The organism is Tabrizicola sp., assembly GCF_051645465.1.
Lineage (GTDB): Bacteria > Pseudomonadota > Alphaproteobacteria > Rhodobacterales > Rhodobacteraceae > Tabrizicola.
In genome coordinates, this window is record NZ_JBOFBI010000185.1 from 1 (window position 1) to 1,589 (window position 1,589).

Annotated in this window: 1 protein-coding gene; it reads right to left on the reverse strand. The window is 61.7% G+C overall.

The features are described 5' to 3' along the window. Positions 1–416: 416 nt before the first annotated feature. Positions 417–1,301, reverse strand: coding sequence for an alpha/beta fold hydrolase (locus ACRCSW_RS11940; RefSeq protein WP_438705345.1), 885 nt, complete (start codon positions 1,299–1,301; stop codon positions 417–419). Positions 1,302–1,589 lie beyond the last annotated feature (288 nt).

A 1,589-nucleotide genomic window follows, 5' to 3' on the forward strand; every position in this document is an offset into this window, starting at 1 on the left:
CATGCTGCCCAAAAGCCCCAGGCTTTCGTTGGCACGGCAAACTGCCCACTTTGACTGCCTATGGGGGCTACGCGCGCTGCCCAAGGCGGAACGCCACCTGTGCCTGCCCAACTAGGCCGATGTACAACAACCTCGGCCCAGTCCGGTCATTCAAGGCGAGACCGCCGCCGCGTTGCAGCATCCGCAAAGCGGTCACTGACCGTTGCTGCAGCATTCTCGACACTCGGGGACAGCCCCACGACGCGTGCCGCGCCTTGAGTCTTCGGAGCCTGCCAAGGCTGTCTATGTGATACGGTTCCATCTCGCCACTGGGTTTACTCAACCTGATTTCCTCAAAGCCGGCAGCAGGACATTGTGGCTCTGATCATCAAAGAGTGAGGAGCCCCCGCTGAAACGCTCCTCGTGGTTCTGTAAGCCTACTTTCGTTGGCGCAAAACACGGCCGAGGAAGTCGAGGATCATCGCCGCTACATCGTCAGCATGCGTCTCCAACGCAAAATGTCCTGCATCTAAGTGATGCACCTCTGCGTCCGGCAGATCGCGTTTGTAGGCCTCGGCGCCGGCCGGAATGAACGCAGGATCGTGTCGTCCCCAGGCGGCAAGCAGAGGCGGCTGATGCTCGCGGAAGTACGACTGGAAGTCCGAATAGAGCGCCACGTTGGTGCGGTAGTCGCGGATCAGGTCGAGCTGAATCTCTTCCGCGCCAGGCCGCGCCATGTAGGCGATGTCGAGCTCGTATCCGTCCGGAGACAAAAGCTCCGGATCGGCTCCGGTGCCATATTGCCAGTTTCGGATGGTCTCGGGTGACAGCGACGGCCGGCATGCTTCGCGGTTCGCCTCGCTGGGATCGCACCAGTAGGCTTCCCAGGGTCCCCACTGGTCGCTGAAGCCGTCGACATAGGCATTGCCATTCTGGCTGATGATCGCGGATATCCGTTCCGGATGGCGGGTGGCCAGGCGCAGGCCCACCGGCGCGCCATAGTCGAAGATGTAGAGAGCGTAGCGGTCGAGCGAAAGCGCTTCGGTGAACCTTTCGATCACGTCGGCAAGTCGGTCGAAGGTGTAGTCGAATTGTCCCCGCGGCGGCGCCTTGGTCTGACCGAAACCGGGCAGGTCCGGGGCGATCAGCCGGTAGCGGTCGGCCAAAAGCGGGATCAGGTCGCGGAACATATGGCTGGCAGTCGGAAAGCCGTGAAGCAGAAGGATGACCGGCGCGTCGACGAGGCCCGCCTCGCGGTAGAACACCTCCATTTCGCCGACTTTCCGGGTCTTGTAGCGTGTTCGATTAGGGTTGGCTTGCATCTCAGCTTACCTTCAGATTTTTGCGGCTTCGAAGAAGCGTGACCCTTCCGGAGACCGTCCCCATCACCCAGTGCGAGGTTACGAGTGCAGCTTACCTGGCGCTGGTCGCGACGCGTCGCCAAGCCTGCGGTGAACGCACCGTTCTTGCGATTTGATTGGCGGGCGACCGATTGCGGTCGCTGGTGCTGCGGGAGTGAAATGCGATCCGTTGGCAGGCCATCCCCGCAAGATCGGCACGCAGACAGCAGGTTCTGCGCCGCGCCGGGCTTTGGCACCGGGTAAGTCAAC

Coding starts and splice junctions, on each gene's coding strand:
- ACRCSW_RS11940 (WP_438705345.1), bottom strand. CDS start 1,301: ATGCAAGCCAACCCTAATCGAACACGCTACAAGACCCGGAAAGTCGGC.